Origin of the sequence: Acidovorax sp. SRB_14, from assembly GCF_012932145.1 — a bacterium.
Lineage (GTDB): Bacteria > Pseudomonadota > Gammaproteobacteria > Burkholderiales > Burkholderiaceae_C > Simplicispira.
On record NZ_MWOK01000005.1, the window covers coordinates 16,011 to 31,297 of the forward strand.

14 protein-coding genes and 1 pseudogene are annotated in these 15,287 nt (G+C 69.3%); 6 read left to right on the plus strand and 9 right to left on the minus strand.

Going from position 1 to position 15,287, the window contains the following annotated elements; genetic code table 11:
- Positions 1-14: 14 nt before the first annotated feature.
- Both B2J86_RS05320 and B2J86_RS05325 read right to left on the minus strand, forming a co-directional pair.
- The gene (locus tag B2J86_RS05320) at positions 15-650 is read right to left on the minus strand and encodes an L-threonylcarbamoyladenylate synthase (RefSeq protein ID WP_169169584.1); all 636 of its coding nucleotides are present in this window, start codon (positions 648-650) and stop codon (positions 15-17) included.
- Between the two features lie 12 nt (positions 651-662).
- The gene (locus B2J86_RS05325) at positions 663-1,529 is read right to left on the minus strand and encodes a 3',5'-nucleoside bisphosphate phosphatase (protein ID WP_173024898.1); all 867 of its coding nucleotides are present in this window, start codon (positions 1,527-1,529) and stop codon (positions 663-665) included.
- A gap of 170 nt (positions 1,530-1,699) precedes the next feature.
- Here B2J86_RS05325 and B2J86_RS05330 point away from each other — a divergent pair, with 170 nt between their 5' ends.
- Entirely contained in the window at positions 1,700-3,475 is a 1,776-nt protein-coding gene (locus B2J86_RS05330; protein ID WP_173024899.1) for a methyl-accepting chemotaxis protein, read from the plus strand.
- Between the two features lie 106 nt (positions 3,476-3,581).
- On the opposite strand, the gene recJ is transcribed toward B2J86_RS05330, so the two are convergent.
- Both recJ and B2J86_RS05340 read right to left on the minus strand, forming a co-directional pair.
- Entirely contained in the window at positions 3,582-5,297 is a 1,716-nt protein-coding gene (gene recJ, locus B2J86_RS05335) for a single-stranded-DNA-specific exonuclease RecJ (RefSeq protein WP_173024900.1), read from the minus strand.
- On the minus strand, positions 5,294-6,259 hold the full coding sequence (locus tag B2J86_RS05340; protein ID WP_169167541.1) for a phosphoglycerate mutase: 966 nt from the start codon (positions 6,257-6,259) through the stop codon (positions 5,294-5,296). The genes recJ and B2J86_RS05340 overlap by 4 nt, the downstream gene beginning before the upstream one ends.
- A gap of 35 nt (positions 6,260-6,294) precedes the next feature.
- Between B2J86_RS05340 and B2J86_RS05345 the strand changes: the two genes are divergently transcribed.
- The 5 genes and pseudogenes from B2J86_RS05345 to B2J86_RS05365 all read left to right on the plus strand — a co-directional run.
- Entirely contained in the window at positions 6,295-7,548 is a 1,254-nt protein-coding gene (locus tag B2J86_RS05345; RefSeq protein ID WP_173024901.1) for a lipoprotein-releasing ABC transporter permease subunit, read from the plus strand.
- Positions 7,541-8,287, plus strand: coding sequence for a lipoprotein-releasing ABC transporter ATP-binding protein LolD (gene lolD, locus B2J86_RS05350; protein WP_173024902.1), 747 nt, complete (start codon positions 7,541-7,543; stop codon positions 8,285-8,287). The genes B2J86_RS05345 and lolD overlap by 8 nt, the downstream gene beginning before the upstream one ends.
- Positions 8,288-8,292: 5 nt before the next feature.
- On the plus strand, positions 8,293-8,625 hold the full coding sequence (locus B2J86_RS05355) for a multidrug efflux SMR transporter (RefSeq protein WP_169167544.1): 333 nt from the start codon (positions 8,293-8,295) through the stop codon (positions 8,623-8,625).
- Between the two features lie 75 nt (positions 8,626-8,700).
- Positions 8,701-10,581, plus strand: coding sequence for a potassium transporter Kup (locus B2J86_RS05360; protein ID WP_173024903.1), 1,881 nt, complete (start codon positions 8,701-8,703; stop codon positions 10,579-10,581).
- A 49-nt stretch (positions 10,582-10,630) separates the two neighbouring features.
- Positions 10,631-10,900, plus strand: a pseudogene (locus B2J86_RS05365) (TatD family hydrolase); the annotation flags it as partial.
- Here B2J86_RS05365 and B2J86_RS05370 read toward each other — a convergent pair.
- The 5 genes from B2J86_RS05370 to B2J86_RS05390 all read right to left on the minus strand — a co-directional run bounded on the left by B2J86_RS05370 (position 10,828) and on the right by B2J86_RS05390 (position 15,219).
- Entirely contained in the window at positions 10,828-11,100 is a 273-nt protein-coding gene (locus B2J86_RS05370; protein ID WP_206041376.1) for a hypothetical protein, read from the minus strand. The pseudogene B2J86_RS05365 and the gene B2J86_RS05370 sit on opposite strands and share 73 nt — an antisense overlap.
- 72 nt (positions 11,101-11,172) lie before the next feature.
- Positions 11,173-12,219 carry a VWA domain-containing protein gene (locus tag B2J86_RS05375; protein WP_173024904.1) on the minus strand — a complete coding sequence of 349 codons (1,047 nt, stop codon included), beginning with the start codon at positions 12,217-12,219 and terminating at the stop codon, positions 11,173-11,175.
- 30 nt (positions 12,220-12,249) lie between these two features.
- Positions 12,250-13,251, minus strand: a complete 1,002-nt coding sequence (locus tag B2J86_RS05380) for a DUF58 domain-containing protein (protein ID WP_173024905.1) — start codon at positions 13,249-13,251, stop codon at positions 12,250-12,252.
- Entirely contained in the window at positions 13,232-14,248 is a 1,017-nt protein-coding gene (locus tag B2J86_RS05385) for a MoxR family ATPase (protein ID WP_173024906.1), read from the minus strand. Before B2J86_RS05385 ends, B2J86_RS05380 begins: the two co-directional genes overlap by 20 nt.
- Before the next feature lie 32 nt (positions 14,249-14,280).
- Complete coding sequence (locus B2J86_RS05390) at positions 14,281-15,219, minus strand: S1C family serine protease (protein ID WP_173024907.1); 939 nt, start codon at positions 15,217-15,219, stop codon at positions 14,281-14,283.
- Between the last annotated feature and the right edge of the window lie 68 nt (positions 15,220-15,287).

A 15,287-nucleotide genomic window follows, 5' to 3' on the forward strand; every position in this document is an offset into this window, starting at 1 on the left:
TGCGCGGGGCGTCCTCAGAGCCCGAGGGCCTGCAGGCTGCCGCGCCCGGTGCGCAGCACGGTGGGGTCGTCGCCCTTGTCCATGGGCGTGAGATCGATCACGGTGGTGGGCTCGAACGGGCAGGCGCCCGCGTCGATGACGGCGTCGATCAGGCGCTCATAGCGTTCGCGGATCTCGCTGGCGTCATTGAGCGGCTCAATCTCACCCGCGGGGATCAAGGTCGTGGCCAGCAGCGGCCCGCCATGCAGTTCCAGCAGCATCTGCAGCCCCTTGCGGTCGGGCACGCGCAGGCCGATGGTCTTGCGCGACGGGTGGCTCAGGCGGCGCGGCACTTCCTTGGACGCTTCGAGGATGAAGGTGTAGGGGCCTGGCGTGGCGAGCTTGAGCAGGCGGTACTGCCGGTTGTCCACACGCGCATAGCTCGACAGCTCCGACAGGTCGCGGCACAGCAGCGTCAGGTGGTGCTTGTCATCGACCTGGCGGATGCGGCGCAGGCGCTCCACGGCATCCTTGTCGTCGATCTGGCAGACCAGGGCATAGCTCGAATCGGTCGGCACGGCCAGCACGGCGCCTTTTTGCAGCAGGGCGGCGGCCTGCTTGAGCAGGCGTGGCTGCGGGTTGTCGGGGTAAATCTCAAAGAGCTGGGCCATGGCGCAGGGCTTTCAAAGGGCAGGGCGGATGCGGTCGGCGAGCAGTTCCCACACGGGCGTGACGCCACTGGGTAGCGGCGGCAGCGTGCCCAGGTCGGTGTGCGACTCGGTCGGGCTGTGGAAATCGCTGCCGCGTGAAGCGGCCAGGCCAAACTCGCGCGCCATGTCGGCATACACCGCATATTCGGGCACCGAGTGGCTGCCGGTGACGACCTCGACACCCCGGCCGCCGTGCTGCTTGAATTCGGAAAACAGCGCGAACTCTTCGTTGGCGCTGAGCCGGTAGCGCGCCGGGTGCGCAATCACGGCCACGCCGCCGGCTTGCGTGATCCAGCGCACCGCATCGCCGAGTGCGGCCCAGCGGTGCGGCACGAAGCCCGGCTTGCCCTCGGTGAGGTACTTGCGGAACACCTCGGAGGTCTCGCGGCACACCCCGGTCTCGACCAGGAAGCGCGCAAAGTGCGTGCGCGAGATCAGCTCGGGGTTGCTGACGTACTGCAGCGCGCCCTCGTAAGCGCCGGCGATGCCCACCTGGGCCAGGCCTTGTGCCATGTCGTGCGCGCGCTGGCCACGGCCGCCGCGCGTGGCGGCCAGGCCCTGCGCCAGCGCTGCGTCGTCGGGGTCGAACCCCAGCCCCACGATGTGCACCGTGGTGCTGGCAAAGCTGACCGAGATTTCGGTGCCCGTGAGGTAGGCCAGGCCCTGCGCATGCGCTGCCGCAGCAGCGCGGTGCTGGCCGCCGATTTCATCATGGTCGGTCAGCGACCACAACTGCACGCCGTTGTGGCTGGCGCGCGCCGCCAGTTCGTCTGGCGTGAGGGTGCCATCGGAGACGACAGAGTGGCAGTGCAGATCGGCGTTGAGGGGAGAGGTGGGCACGCGGCCATTGTAGGTCTGCGGTCTGGTGTGCTGAGGAGGGAAAAGGCGGACTTGGGTGACTGTGTTTCGTATGCAAGTCGGTACAAATGTAATTAAAAGTAGAATTTGCGGCGTTGCAACATACCTCTGCGCAAATAGGCGGGTGGACCCTTATTTTTCTGGACATGCTGATGAACCTCAACAACGTGCGCATGGGGCGCAAACTCTGGTCGATTCTTCTTGGCTTAACGCTGGCGATGCTGGCGCTGGGCTTGGGCCTAGTGGTGTATCTGGGGCAGATCAAAGACACAGTGGCCGAGAACGTTCAATTCAACGAAGAACGCATCACCTTGGCATTGCGCTGGCAGGGCATGACATCTCTGAACGTCGAGCGCGCCATCATTGCGGCCGTTTCCTCCGATGACACCACGACCGCGCAGTTGCAGCAGCTCGTGAAGGCCGGTATCAATGACATCACCGCGATGCAGGAGAAGGTCACTGCCGCTGCGTTCTCTTCCGCAGACAAGCAGCAACTCGAGCGCATCGCCGCCGAGCGTGCGGCGATGCTCCAGTTCCATGCCCAGGCCCAGGAGGCCCGCAAGGGCGGAGACTTGGAGTCTGCGCGGCGAATTGTCGAAGAAAAGATGCGTCCTGCGGTGAGCAAGTACGTGGCGTCGCAAGAGGCGTTTGTGCAACTGCAGGAGCGCCAGCGAGATGAGGTCAAGCGAGTCGGTGCCGTTCAGTACAGCCGGGCCGAATGGATCGGCGCCGGGCTGGCCGCGGCGCTGATCGCGTTGGCAATGGGTCTCGCCGCAGCCATGGTGCGCTCCATCACCCAGCCCCTGCAGCGCGCCGTGGACCTGGCCGATGCGATTGCCGGCGGCGATCTCACGGCCGATGCGCACGACGACCGCAAGGACGAGCTGGGCCATCTGCTGCGCTCGCTCTCGGCCATGGCGGCGCGGCTGCGCGGCGTGGTCGGCGAAGTGCGTGCCGGGGTCGAGTCGGTGTCGTCCGCATCGACGCAAATTGCCATGGGCAACCAGGACCTGTCGGCGCGCACCGAGCAGACGGCCGCCAACCTCGAAGAAACCGCGGCCAGCATGGAGGAGCTCACCGCCACGGTGACCCAGTCGGCCGACACCGCGCGCCAGGCCAACCAGCTTGCCTCGAATGCGGCGCAGGCGGCCACACGCGGCGGCGAGGTGGTGGGCCAGGTGGTTTCCAGCATGCAGCAAATCACCGACAGCTCGCGCAAGATCTCCGACATCATCGGCGTGATCGATTCGATCGCGTTCCAGACCAACATCCTGGCGCTCAATGCCGCGGTGGAAGCCGCGCGCGCAGGCGAGCAGGGCCGCGGCTTTGCCGTGGTGGCCAGCGAAGTGCGCAACCTCGCGCAGCGCAGCGCCGAGGCGGCCAAGGAGATCAAGACGCTGATCGGCGCTTCGGTCGACAACGTCGAATCGGGTTCGCAGCAGGTTGCGCAGGCCGGCCAGAGCATGACCGAGATCGTGGCCAGCGTGCAGCGCGTGAGCGACCTGATCGGCGAGATCACCGCCTCGTCGACCGAGCAGCGCGACGGCATCGCCCAGGTCAACCAGGCGGTCACCAATCTCGACCAGATGACGCAGCAGAACGCGGCCCTGGTCGAAGAGTCGACGGCCGCCGCCACGGCCATGCGCGACCAGGCCCAGCACCTGGCCAGCGTCGTTGCCGCGTTCAATGTGGGCGCGCAAGCCCCGGTCGTGGCCCGTGCCGTGCGCGCAGCGCCTGCGCGCGCGCCGCTGCCAAAGCCTGCGCCGGCACCCGCCGCGAAGGTGGCGGCTGCGCCCGTCGCGAAAGTGGCTGCGACTTCTGCCGGGCGGCCTGCCGCCGCGCGCGCCAACGCCCCGGCGCCGCGCATTGCGGCGCCTGCACCGCAGCCGGCCAAGGCCGGCGCGGACGACGACTGGGAAAGCTTCTGATCCCGCGCCGGTGAGGGCGCTGCAGCGGCAGCACCCACTCACAATTCCATAGCTACCAGCCCTTGCTGCACAAGGGCTGGTAGCTATTTTCTTTGCAAGACCAAAATTAGGTCTGCGCGCCCTCGACCAGGAACTGCACCTTGCGCTCGCCCCGCCACTCGTTCACGTCGAGCCGGAAGGCCAGCAGCACGCGGCCGGGCAGCGGATCGGTGTGGCCGAACCAGATGCCGTCGACCGGAGCGCCCTGGTGCAGCAGCTTGAGTGAGAGGTGGTTGCGGCCTTCGCCCACCAGGCGCTGCGAGAGCACCTCGACTTCCTCGCTGAACGTGGGCGGCGCAAAGCCCTGGCCCCAGACTTCGCGGTGCAGCGTGTCCACCATGTCGGCGCGGCAGTATTCGGGCGCGAGCGGACCGTCCGTGTCGATCCGGCGCGTCAGCGTCGCGGCGTCCAGCCATTCGTGCGCGACCTGCGCCAGCGCCTGCTCGAAGACCTCGAACTGGTCGGCGGGCACGGTGCAGCCAGCGGCCATGGCGTGGCCGCCAAACTTGAGCAGCACGCCCGGGTGGCGCTTGGCCACCAGGTCGAGCGCATCGCGCAGATGGAAGCCGGCAATCGAGCGGCCCGAGCCCTTGAGCTCGTGCCCCCGGCCGCTCGCGCTGCTGGCGGCGAACACAAAAGCCGGGCGGTGCAATTTGTCCTTGATGCGCGAGGCCACGATGCCGACCACGCCCTCGTGGAAGCCGGGGTCGAACACGCTGATGGCAGGCGGCGGCGCCTCGCCCTCGGCAAACAGGCTCTCGGCCATCAGCAGCGCCTGCTCGCGCATGCCGCCCTCGATCTCGCGGCGCTCGCGGTTGATCGCGTCGAGCGTGCGCGCCAGTTCGCCCGCGCGCCCTGCGTCGTCGGTCAGCAGGCATTCGATGCCGATGGTCATGTCGGCCAGGCGCCCGGCGGCGTTGATGCGCGGGCCCAGGGCAAAGCCGAAGTCGAAGGTGGTCGCCGCCGCCGCCTTGCGCCCCGCCGCCGTGAACAGCGCGGCCACGCCCGCGGGCATGTGCCCGGCGCGGATGCGGCGCAGGCCCTGGGCGACGAGGCGGCGGTTGTTGGCGTCCAGGCGCACCACGTCGGCCACCGTGCCCAGCGCCACCAGCGGCAGCAGCGGGTCGAGCCTGGGCTGGCTCGCGGCATCGAAGACGCCGCGCGCGCGCAGCTCGGAGCGCAGCGCCAACAGCACGTAAAACATCACGCCCACGCCGGCCATGCTTTTGCTCTCGAAGTCGCACCCCGGCTGGTTGGGGTTGACGATGGCGTCGGCGGCGGGCAGCTGCGCGCCCGGCAGGTGGTGGTCGGTCACGAGCACGGAGAGGCCCAGCGCCTTGGCCTCGGCCACGCCGTCCACGCTGGCGATGCCGTTGTCGACGGTGACCAGCAGGTCGGCGCCGCGCTCCTTGACGCGCCGGGCGATCGGGGCGGTGAGGCCGTAGCCGTCGTTCACGCGGTCGGGCACGAGGTAGTCGACGTGCTGCGCGCCCAGCAGGCGCAGGCCGCGCACGGCCACGGCGCAGGCGGTGGCGCCGTCGCAGTCGTAGTCGGCGACGATGCACAGCCGCTGCTGCTGCGCGATGGCGTCGGCCAGCAGCCGCGCGGCGTCGGCGATGCCCTTGAGGCCCGCGGGTGGCAGCAGGCGCGCGAGGCCATCGTCGAGCTCGTCCTTGGCCGTGACGCCGCGCGCCGCGTACAGGCGCGCGAGCAGCGGGTGCACGCCGGCCTGCTCAAGCGCCCACGCGGCGCGCGGGGGGATGTCTCTCGCTACTATCTTCATAGCTGCTCGCGCACGCTGGCAAAGCGCTGGGGGCTGAAAATGCTTGAAACCTTTTGCCGCAGGCTGCGCGGCGCTGAGTGCCACGACAGCGCGCCGCGCTCGCCGCACAGCGTGAGCTGCGCCGCGCCGCCGCGCGCCACATAGGCGCCGAGCTGGGCGATCGGGCCGGCGTCAAGCTGCTGCCAGGCGCCGGCCCAGGCGTCCCAGTCTTCGCGCAGCGCGGGGCCGCGCAGCGACAGCTCCAGCGTGGGCGCCGCAGCGGGGGCAGCGGGCGCACCGGCCGGCAGCCCGCCCGTGCCGTGCACCCAGAACGCGTTCACCGGGGGCAGGCCGCGCGCTTCGCGCTCGGCGTTGAAGGCGTGGGTGTAGAGCAGCATCTGCACTTCGCTGTGCAGGCGGCGCAGGCCGGCGGCCTGCGCGCTGGCGGGCATCCAGGCGCGCACATCGCGGTGCAGCACGCGCTCGAGCGAGGCGCTCGCCAGGCCCGCGAACACCGCGCCGTGCGCGAGCCAGCGCGTGGGCTGGTCGTAGTGCAGCGCGATGCCGTCCTCGGCAAACCACGGTGCCACCACGTCCAGCAGCGCGCGCGAGGCGGCCTCGTCGAGCCCCAGGCGGGCCGGGTCTTCGAGCGTGACATGGTCGGTGCGCACCTGCCAGTGGCATGGCGTGACGAAGGCCCAGGCGGCATCGTGCGGGGCCGCCGGAGCGTCCGCGCCCAGCCCGCGCACATGCCAGGCCGCCCAGGGAATGAGACCGCCGGCATCGGGCAGGCCGCTGGCGCGCGCCAGGGCACGCTCGTGCGGGGTGGCGGGATTTTCTTCGTCGTCCAGGTCGCTGGCCAGAGGCGTCAGGCGGGCCAGCAGCCGGTCGAGCTGGGGCAGGGCCAGGCCGGCCAGCGCCTGCTGGCCGGCCGGTGAGTGGAGCGCCGCATAGGGCACGAGCAAATGGGTGGTGTCCGACATGGCGGTATTTTGCGGGATGCCACAATCGCGGGCACATGCAAATTCCCTACGAACTCGCCCTGGGCTGGCGCTACACGCGGGCCGGGCGCGCCACACGGCGCAATGGTTTCATCTCCTTCATCTCGGGCGTCTCCATGCTGGGCATTGCGCTTGGCGTGGCGGCGCTCATCATCGTGCTGAGCGTGATGAACGGTTTCCAGAAAGAAGTGCGCGACCGCATGCTCAGCGTGGTCTCGCACATCGAGATCTTTGCGCCTGGCGGAGCGGCGCTGCCCGACATGGCGCGCACGATGGCCGAGGCCCGGCGCAACCCGCAGGTGGTGGGCGCGGCGCCGTTCGTAGCCGCGCAGGCGCTGCTGGCGCGCGGCGAGGACATGAAGGGCGTGCTGGTGCGCGGCATCGACCCGGCGCACGAGGCCGAGGTGACCGAACTCGCCTCCGCCAACGCCGCCGCGGTCGCGCAGCTGGTGCCCGGCGAATTCCGCGTGGTGCTCGGTGTCGAGCTCGCGCGCGCACTGGGCGTGCGCACCGGCGACGCCGTGACGCTGATCGCGCCCAGCGGCCAGGTCACGCCCGCCGGCGTCGTGCCGCGCCTCAAGCAGATGACGGTGGCCGGTACCTTTGACTCGGGCCACTACGAATACGACTCGGCCCTGGTGCTGCTGCACCACGACGATGCGCAGCGCATCTTCCGCCTCGAAGGCCCGACGGGCATCCGCCTCAAGCTCAAGGACCTGCACCAGGCGCGCGCCGTCGCCTACGAGCTGGCGGGCAGCCTCAGCGGCGACCTGCTGATCCGCGACTGGACGCAGCAGAACAAGACCTGGTTCGCCGCCGTCGAGCTCGAAAAACGCATGATGTTCATCATCCTCACGCTGATCGTGGCCGTGGCCGCGTTCAACCTCGTCTCCACGCTGGTCATGACCGTCACCGACAAGCGCGCCGACATCGCCATCCTGCGCACGCTGGGCGCGAGCCCGCAGAGCATCATGGGCATCTTTGTCGTGCAGGGCGCGATGGTGGGCGTGATTGGCACGCTCAGCGGGCTGCTGCTGGGCCTGGCGATCGCGGTCAATATCGACGTGATCGTGCCGGCGATCGAGCATCTGCTCAACGCCAGCTTCCTGCCCAAGGACATCTACCTGATCAGCAAAATGCCCAGCGACCCGCAGACCAGCGACATCGCGCCGATTGCCGTCATTTCCCTGGTGCTGTCCTTCCTGGCCACGCTGTACCCGAGCTGGCGCGCCAGCCGGGTCAACCCCGCGGAGGCCCTTCGCTATGAATAATGTAGCTATCAGCGCGCGTCCCATAAGCGCTGAACGCCAAAATGGCGTCAACAACGGCGTGGTGCTGCAGGCGCGCGGCCTGACCAAGCGCTTCACCGAGGGGCGCCTGGACGTGACGGTGCTGCACGGCGTCGACCTCGACGTCTACGCGGGCGAGACACTGGCCATCGTCGGCGCCTCGGGCTCGGGCAAGAGCACGCTGCTGCATCTGCTGGGTGCGCTCGATGCGCCCACGGCCGGCACCGTGGAGCTGCTGGGCCAGAACCTGGCGCAGCGCTCGGCCGCGCAGCAGGGCGTGCTGCGCAACCAGCACCTGGGCTTTGTCTACCAGTTCCACCACCTGCTGCCCGAATTCAGTGCGCTCGACAACGTCGCCATGCCGCTGCGCATCCGCCGCCTGCCGTACGCCGAATGCACGCGCCAGGCCGCGCAGATGCTGGCCCATGTCGGCCTGACCGAGCGCGTGCACCACCGCCCGGCCGAGCTCTCGGGCGGCGAGCGCCAGCGCGTGGCGATCGCGCGCGCGCTGGTCACGCAGCCCGCCTGCGTGCTGGCCGACGAGCCCACCGGCAACCTCGACCGCGCCACGGCCGAGGGCGTGTTCCAGCACATGCTGGCGCTGGCACGCGAGCAGGGCACGGCGTTCGTCCTGGTGACGCACGACGAGACGCTGGCCGCGCGCTGCGACCGGCAGCTGCGCCTGGAGGCAGGCCGCCTGGTGCAGGCCGCCCGGGGTTAAGCGCCATGCACGCCTACCTCGCGCTGGGCATCGCCATCGTGGCCGAGGTGGTCGCCACCTCGGCGCTCAAGGCCAGCGCGGGGTTCACCCGCCTCGGGCCGTCGGCCATCGTGGTGGCGGGCTATGGCACGGCGTTCTATTGCCTCTCGCTCACGCTGCAGACCGTGCCCGTGGGCGTGGCCTACGCCATCTGGTCGGGCCTGGGCATCGTGCTGGTCACGGTGGCGGGCTTCGTTCTGTACCGCCAGAGCGTGGACGCGCCGGCGCTGCTGGGCATGGCGCTGATCGTGGCCGGCGTCGCCGTGATCCAGCTGTTTTCCAAGACCGCCGCGCACTGACAAAAAAGCGCCGCCGCCTTGACGCTGGAGCCCATCCCCGAGACGATCGGGCATCCACCTCCACCGATTGCCGCCATGCAACCCCACCAGCAACGACAGGGCCAAGGCATGCTCACCCTTGGCGCTCTGGGCGTCGTCTATGGCGACATCGGCACCAGCCCGCTCTACACCATGAAAGAGGTGCTCAATCCGGCCAATGGCGTGCGGCTGGACGCCACCGACATCATCGGCGCCGTCTCGGTCATTTTCTGGATGCTGATGCTGGTGGTGACGCTGAAGTACGTGGTGCTCATCCTGCGCGCCGACAACCGCGGCGAAGGCGGCATCATGGCCTTGACCGCGCTGGCAGCGCGCGCTGCCGGCAGCACAGCACAGCGCCGGCGCGCGCTGCTGCTGACGGGCGTTTTCGGCGCCGCGCTCTTCTATGGCGACAGCGTCATCACACCGGCGATCTCGGTGCTCGGCGCGGTCGAAGGGCTGCAGATCGCGACGCCGGCCTTCAAGGCCTATGTGCTGCCGATCTCCGCGGTGGTGCTGGTCGCCCTGTTCGTAGTACAACGCCGCGGCACGGCGACCGTGGGGGCGCTGTTCGGGCCGGTGATGCTGGTGTGGTTCGGCGTGCTCGCGGTCACCGGGGGCCTGCAGATCACCCAGATGCCGGAGATTCTGGCCGCGCTGAACCCGGTGCACGGCGTGCGCTTCCTGCAGGCGCGCGGCTGGGAGCTGTTCGTGGTCATGGGCTCGATCGTGCTGGCGCTGACCGGCGCCGAGGCGCTCTATGCCGACATGGGGCATTTTGGCAAGCGCCCGATCCGGCTGGCCTGGACGGCCCTGGTGCTGCCGGCGCTGGCGCTCAACTACCTGGGCCAGGGCGCCTTGCTGATGCGCGACCCGGCGGCGCTGGAGAACCCTTTCTTCCACCTCTTCCCCGACGCCTGGCTGTTGCCCACCGTGCTGCTGGCGACCTTCGCTTCGGTGATCGCGTCGCAGGCCGTGATCTCGGGCGCGTTCTCGCTCACCAAGGAGGCCATCCAGCTGGGGTTGTTGCCGCGGATGCGCGTGCAGTTCACTTCGGCGCAGGCCATGGGGCAGATCTACCTGCCGACCGTCAACTGGGTGTTGCTCGTCGCCGTGCTGCTGGCGGTGTTCGGCTTCGGCAGCTCGTCGGCCCTGGCATCGGCCTACGGGATTGCGGTCACGGTCACGATGTTCATCACCACCGTGTTGACCTTCTTCGTCGTGCGCCATGCCTGGCACTATCCGCTGCCGGTGGCGCTGGCCGCAACCGGCCTGTTTCTGGTCGTGGATGCGGTGCTGGTCGTTTCCTGCGCGCTCAAGTTCATGCAAGGTGGCTGGTTTCCGCTCACGCTGGGGCTTGCGCTGTTCGCCGTGATGGCGACGTGGCGGCGCGGGCGCGAATGCCTGGCCGAACAGATCCGTGCCGAAGCGCTGGAGTTGCAGCCCTTCATCGCGTCGCTGGCCGGCGAGGGCGCGCTGCCGCGCTCTGAGCGCACAGCCATCTACCCCACGGCCCATCCCGACATGGTGCCGCCGGCGCTGCTGCACAACCTCAAGCACTACCAGGTGCTGCATGTGCGCAACGTGGTGCTGAAGGTGCGTTTTCTGGAAGAGCCCTGGGTGCCGGCCGAGCAGCGCGTGCAGGTCACCGCTTTGCCCGGCGGCTTCTGGCAGGTGCAGGTGGACTACGGCTTCAAGGACGAGCCCGACATTCCGGCCGCGCTGGCGCTGTGCCACGGCCAGGGACTGGACCTGGACCCCTTCCAGGTGTCGTACTTCCTCAGCCGCGAACTGGTGGTGCCGACGGGCGGTGCCGCCATGGCGCCTTGGCGCAGCCGCATGTTTGCCGCCATGTCGCGCAACGCCGGGAGCGCGGCCGACTATTTCCGGCTGCCCAACAACTGCGTCATCGAACTGGGCTCGCGCGTGCAGCTTTGAAGGCCCACCGCACCGCACGCCGCCCGCGCGTTGCGGCATGATCGCCGCCATGCCGTGCTGGATCGACACCCATTGCCACCTCGATGCGCCCGAGTTCGCGCACGATGTGGATGCGGTGCGCGCGCAGGCGCGCGCGCAGGACGTGCAGCACCTGGTGATTCCGGGCGTCGAGCTGGCCCATGCGCAGGCCGTGCGCCAGCTCGCGCAGCGCCATGGCGACAGCTATGCGATTGGCATCTACCCGCTCTACACGGGCCGCGCGGGCGATGGCGACGTGGCCGCGCTCGCGCAGGTGCTGCAGGCCCACCACAACGATCCGTCGTGCTTGCCGGCCTTGTGCTGGACTTCGCCGTCCGCGCGCAACTGCTTGACCTTGGCTGCGTTGTCGGCGATCAGCGTCGGGTTGGCCGCCAGCTTGGTGTCGATGGCCTTCATTTCGTTGGGGCAGCTATGGGCCAGCGCGATGCCGGCCGCGAGGGTGAGCAGCACCAGCGCTGACGCTTTGGTCAGAGAACGCATCACAGTCTCCTTTGGGTTCACGCCACGCCGCTTCTGGACCGGCGCGACGCTTGCGTCTGCGGTGCCCGGGGCCTACATCACCCTCCCGTACCACCACACCGAAAGTGCTGCCGCCAGCAGGGCCAGCGCCGCACCCGCGAGTGCTAGCAGGGAGGAGATTTCCGTTTCCTTCTTCTCAACCGTCAAGCGCGAGCTCAGGGTGGCATAGACCTTCTTGAGATCGTCGGCCGAGGCCGCATGAAAGTAATCGGCATTGGTGCGCGCCGCCACGGCCTTGAGGGCTTCCTCATCGAGCCGCACGCGCATCGACCAGCCTTCGAAGCCGATGGTTTCGCCCTGCAGCGTGCCCACGCCCACGGTGTACACGCGCACGCCCCGGTCGGCGGCCCACTTGGCGGCTTCCAGCGGGTCCACGCCGGTGGTGCGCTGGCCGTCGGTCAGCATGATGATGGCGGCCGAGTTGTAGGAGCCCGGTGGCACCGGTTTGAAGGACTTGGCGGGGTCCTGCGGCTTGTCAATCTCGTTGATGGGCCGGGCCCGCATGGCCTGCTGGCCCCCCAGGGCCGAAATGTCGATGCCGGCGTCGGGAAAGAGGGTGGCCAGGGAAAGCATGATGCCGTTGCCCGTGGCCGTGCCGCGCTGCAGCTGAAAGCTGTCGATGGCCTTGACCAGGTCCTCGCGGCTTTGCGTGGGCAGCTGCGCCAGTTGGGCGCTGCCGGCAAAGGCGACGATGCCCACGCGCACGTGGCGTGGCAGCTCGGCAATGAACGCCTTGGCGGCGTTCTGGGCGGCGGTGATGCGGTCGGGCTCCACGTCGGTGGCGCGCATGCTGCCCGAGACGTCCATGGCCAGCATGATGGTCTGTTCCTGCGAAGGCAGGGTGATCACGGCCAGAGGCCGGGCGGCTGCCAGCAGCAGCGCGATCAGCGCCAGCAGGAACAGGGCCGGCGGGATGTGGCGCCGCAGGCGCTGGCCCGGCCCGAGCGCCTCGCGCACCAGCGACAGGCTGGAGTAGCTCACGGCATTTTTCTTGCGCCGGTGCAGCAACCACCAGTACAGCAGCACCAGGAGCGGCGCGAGCAGCAGCAACCAGAGCAGGGTGGGCCAGAGGAAAACCATGGTGCGGGTCCTAGATGGCGGTGGCGTGGGTCAGGCCGCGCTGGCCACGGGCGCGCCGCTGCGTGGCGCCCGGACGCGGTGCCGGCGCAGGTCCATGAAGCGCAGCAGCGCGTCGACCAGGTCATCGTCGGTGCACAGCTCCAGCGTGTCGGCGCCGGCGCGCGCCAGGCCTTCGCGCAGCGCCACTTCGCGCTCCGCGGCCAGCCGGGCAAAGCGGCGGCGAAAGCCGCTGTCGTGCGTGTCGACGTGCAGCTGCTCGCCGCTTTCGGCATCGCGCAGGGTGATGAGGCCCAGGTCGGGCAGCGTGAGCTCCAGCGGGTCCAGCAGCCGCACGGCCACCACGTCGTGGCGCTGTGCAAGCTCGGCCAGCGGCTTGTCCCAGCCCGGAGCGCTGATGAAGTCGGACACCACGAACACCGTGGCGCGGCGGCGCAGGTTGGCGACACCGGTCTGCAGCAGCCGGTGCAGCTCGGTGGCGGCCCCCGCAGCCGCCGGCGCCACTTCGGGAGCGAGCAGGCGGTGCACCAGGTGCAGCACATGGGCGCGGCTGCTGCGCGGGGGCAGCACCGCGTCCACCGCGCGCTCGCCGCCCTGGCTGGAGCCGCCGTACAGCATGGCGCCGACCCGGTTGCCGTGGCGCGTGAGCAGGCGCGCCAGCACGGCCACGAAGCCGGTGAGGATGTCGCGCTTGGCACGGCCCTGGGGCCCGAAGTTGATGGACGGGCTCAGGTCCAGCAGGAACCAGGCCGTCATCTCCCGGTCTTCCATGAACACCCGCACATGGGGCGCATTCAGGCGCGCCGTGACGTTCCAGTCGATGTGGCGCACTTCATCGTGGGGCTGGTATTCGCGCAGGTCGGCCAGGTCGAGACCACTGCCACGCATCAGCGTGCGGTAGTCGCCCTGCAGCAGGCCGTCCAGGCGCCGGATGACTTTCCACTCGAGCTCGCGCAGCAGCCGGTCTGCCTTGCCAGGGAGCGTCGGCAAGGCATGGACGGCGGCGCTGGCGGGTTCAGGCGGCTTTTTGCTCATGGTGCAGCGGGCGCGCGGGCGCCGGGATCTTGGCCATGATGCGCCGGACCAGGGCGTCGGCGTCCAGGCCTTCGGACAGCGCCTCGTAGGAGAGCGAAACGCGGTGGCGCAGCACATCGGCGGCCAGATCGGACATGTCCTCCGGCAATACATAGTTGCGGCCGCGCAGCATGGCCAGCGCCTGGGCGCCCTCGGCCAGGGCAATGGTGGCGCGCGGGCTGGCACCGCAGCTGATGTAGTTCGCCAGGTCCTTGAGACCGTGCTTGGCCGGCACGCGCGTGGCGGCCACCAGCTTCACGGCGTACTGCAGCAGGGAAGGGTCGACATACACCATGCGGCACTCGGCCTGCAGTGCCGCCAGCTGCGCGGTGCTGGCCACCGGCAGCACCTGCACGGGCACCTCGAGCGCGCGCTGGGCAATCACAAATTCTTCTTCTTCGCTCGGGTAGTCCAGCAGCACCTTCATCATGAAGCGGTCCACCTGGGCCTCGGGCAGGGCGTAGGTGCCCTCGGTCTCGATGGGGTTTTGCGTTGCCATGACGAGGAAGGGCTCGGGCACGCGGTGGGTCTCGCCGGCAATCGTGACCTGGCGCTCCTGCATCACTTCCAGCAGGGCGCTTTGCACCTTGGCCGGTGCCCGGTTGATCTCATCGGCCAGCAGCAGGTGCGTGAACACGGGCCCGAGCGCGGTGCTGAATTCGCCCGTCCGCTGGTTGTACATGCGCGTTCCGACCAGGTCGGCGGGCACCAGGTCGGGCGTGAACTGAATGCGCTTGAAGCTGCCCTGGATGGTGCAGGCCAGCGTCTTCACGGTCAGAGTCTTGGCCAGGCCGGGCACGCCCTCGACCAGCAGGTGGCCCTGGGCGAGCATCGCCACCATGACGCGTTCCAGGAAACGGTCCTGTCCGACCACCACCCGCTTGACCTCGTAGAGCACCTGTTCCATCAAGGTGGCGGTGGCGGCATTCGTTGTGTTGGGCGATGGGATGAATTCCATGGTGCTCCTCGGTCAAGGTCGGTCGAAGGGGATCAGAACGGCGGCATGCCCACGGCCGACGCTGCGTGCTCGATGGGTACGGCGAAACCGATGCCGATGAAGGTCCGCGCCGGCGTCGGGTTGAGGATGGCGGTGACGATGCCGACGACCGCGCCATCGAGCGTGACCAGCGGACCGCCCGAATTGCCGGGGTTGACCGCGGCGTCGAACTGGATCAGGTTGCTGAGCTGTCGGTTGCCTTCGGGTGAGGTGAATTCGCGCTGCAGACCCGAGACCACGCCGGCAGAGGCCGATGGGCCGATGCCGAACGGGAAGCCTACCGCCACCACATGGTCGCCAGGGCGCAGATCCTGGGTGGAGCGCAGCGGGGCGGCGGCCAGGTCGTCGGGCACCTTGTGCGCCTGGAGCACCGCCAGGTCGTTCTCGGGCTGGGCGCCGGTGATGCTGGCGGCGGTTTCCAGGCCGTCGTGAAAGGTCACCACGATGCGGTCTGCACCCAGCACCACGTGCAGATTGGTCAGGATGATGCCCTTGTCGACGATGACGACGCCGGTGCCCACGCCGCGCCCCACTTCCTCCTTGCCATTGCCCGAGATGCGATAGCCGACGACCCGGACCACCGAGGGTGCGATCGCGTCGACGGCCCGGGCCGCGGCCGAGGGCGGGGTGGTGGTCTCCAGGGTGCGCAAAACGGCGGCGTCGATGTCCTTTTGCGTGATCCGTTGGGGCGCCGGCCGCTGCTGCAGCCCCAGACTGGCCGCCAAAAGCACGCACAGCACGGCGATCATGGACCACAGTGCCCGCGCGTGGCGGCGCGACAGTGCTGACGGGGCGGGAGAAACCGCTTGCGGCGCGTTGTCGCCTTCAGCGGCGGCCGGCTCCGCGGCGGGCGCAGCATCCGCTGCGCCCGCGTCGTGCGCCACAGGGCGGCGGGCGGCGCGGGAATTGCTGTAGAGGGCGGGCCGAGGCATCCTGTCACCTTTTCTACTGCGCCGCGAACGAGCGTATGGTTTTCACGTTAGCACGTATTGCAGCCGGA